Below are 1,381 nucleotides of genomic sequence, written 5' to 3'. Positions count from 1 at the left end.
GCATGATTTCGAGGCGATGTTCGGACATAGCATTAAGACTGACACTGAGACCATCGGTCAGCGGTGCATCTTCCACTAGTTCAACTGGTTGTGATTTTGTGCGTCCCATTTCAACTCCTTAGCGACTGCCAGCCATAACACGCTGGTTGATTTCATTAATACGATCCTGTGCCCGCGCCATTTCGGTACTGTGCGCCATGGCGATTTGTAAGAGCTGGACTCCAGGAGCAAAACGCCCGTTATCCAGTTTCAGGGCCAGTCCTTCTTCGATAAGGGTATTGAGCGCACGATTGATATTCGCCGGTGACTCGCCCAGAGCCGATGCCAGTTCACCGTTAGAAACACCGTTCAGGGCGTGGCCACGCAGTGCTTTAAGAACGCGCAGAATGCGGGAGCCAGAACTGGATACATTTGCCTTACTCATGTCACATTCCCCTTTTTGCGATATGTGATAATCTGTTACACGGGCTAAAACGTTACGCCGCATTCGAATCTGGTTTCAGACCCAGCTTCACTGCAATTTCGTGTGATTTGCCGTAACGAGCTTTGGTGAAGCCATTAAGAACACGGTAGACCTCATTGCGGCTGTAGCCGTTTTCTTCAGCCCAGCGGGTGAAAGTGACTCCGCGCTGGCGGAAGAGTGATTTGACTTGTTCTGCAGTCATCGTTGTCTCCTTTGTTGATGCAATGATGTTTGCCTTATGTGTGATAGATTATATACACAAACGTGTATAAAGCAACGAAAGAGACGCAAATGTGTATAGCTGAGCGATTAAAAGAAGTACTAAAACAAAAGAAGATCAGCTCAATCAAAGAGTTCGCTGAGATTTGCGAGCTGCCTTACCGTACCGCTCAAAGCTATTTGAATGGCGACAGGGAACCTAATATTGCAGGCTTAACGAAGTTGTGCACACAGTTGGGTATAAACCTCAATTGGCTTCTCACAGGTGTTGGTGAACAATTTATCTTGGGAGATGGGACTTCATCAGTGCAGGGTATCTCAACGGAGAAACAGGCTCTGATGGATGCGTTTGATGATATGAGTCCTGAGCAGCGGAGGGCTATTCTTGAGGTCGGCAAAGTCCTCACTCAACCAAAACCAAGCAAGTTTGCTGGGTAGGGAGAGGGCTTATAAGAATTTCACGGTAAAGGGAATGTGGTTGAGTTAGCTGCTTATCGGGAAAGGCTTATCAAAAAAAAGTAAGGTGGCAAGGCGTAAGCTCTTGCCACGACAAAACTGTTAATCTTTGACCATAAACTGTACTAGCTCAGACCTGATCTGACAGTTACCGGTTATTTATACAGGTGTCTGTCAGATTAAATCTGGTTCAGATTCTTTTCTGCCCAGACCCGTTTTCCATCAAGTAACGTGGCCATTGGC

3 protein-coding genes and 1 pseudogene are annotated in these 1,381 nt (G+C 47.0%); 1 reads left to right on the top strand and 3 read right to left on the bottom strand.

The window, feature by feature from the left end:
• From QRY16_RS21930 to QRY16_RS21920, 3 genes and pseudogenes are all read right to left on the bottom strand, one after another.
• Positions 1 to 109: pseudogene (locus QRY16_RS21930) on the bottom strand (DUF3102 domain-containing protein); the annotation flags it as partial.
• A gap of 9 nt (positions 110 to 118) precedes the next feature.
• Positions 119 to 424, bottom strand: coding sequence for a helix-turn-helix domain-containing protein (locus QRY16_RS21925; protein WP_020803508.1), 306 nt, complete (start codon positions 422 to 424; stop codon positions 119 to 121).
• 52 nt (positions 425 to 476) lie between these two features.
• The gene (locus tag QRY16_RS21920) at positions 477 to 665 is read right to left on the bottom strand and encodes a DNA-binding protein (protein ID WP_032438825.1); all 189 of its coding nucleotides are present in this window, start codon (positions 663 to 665) and stop codon (positions 477 to 479) included.
• A gap of 89 nt (positions 666 to 754) precedes the next feature.
• On the opposite strand from QRY16_RS21920, the gene QRY16_RS21915 reads away from it, so the two are divergent.
• Positions 755 to 1,120: a helix-turn-helix domain-containing protein gene (locus QRY16_RS21915; protein ID WP_054181123.1), complete on the top strand. Its 366-nt coding sequence runs from the start codon at positions 755 to 757 to the stop codon at positions 1,118 to 1,120.
• Positions 1,121 to 1,381: the final 261 nt, after the last annotated feature.

This window comes from Mixta mediterraneensis, assembly GCF_030283135.1.
Lineage (GTDB): Bacteria > Pseudomonadota > Gammaproteobacteria > Enterobacterales > Enterobacteriaceae > Pantoea > Pantoea mediterraneensis.
This window is presented reverse-complemented; position numbering and strand designations above follow the sequence as displayed.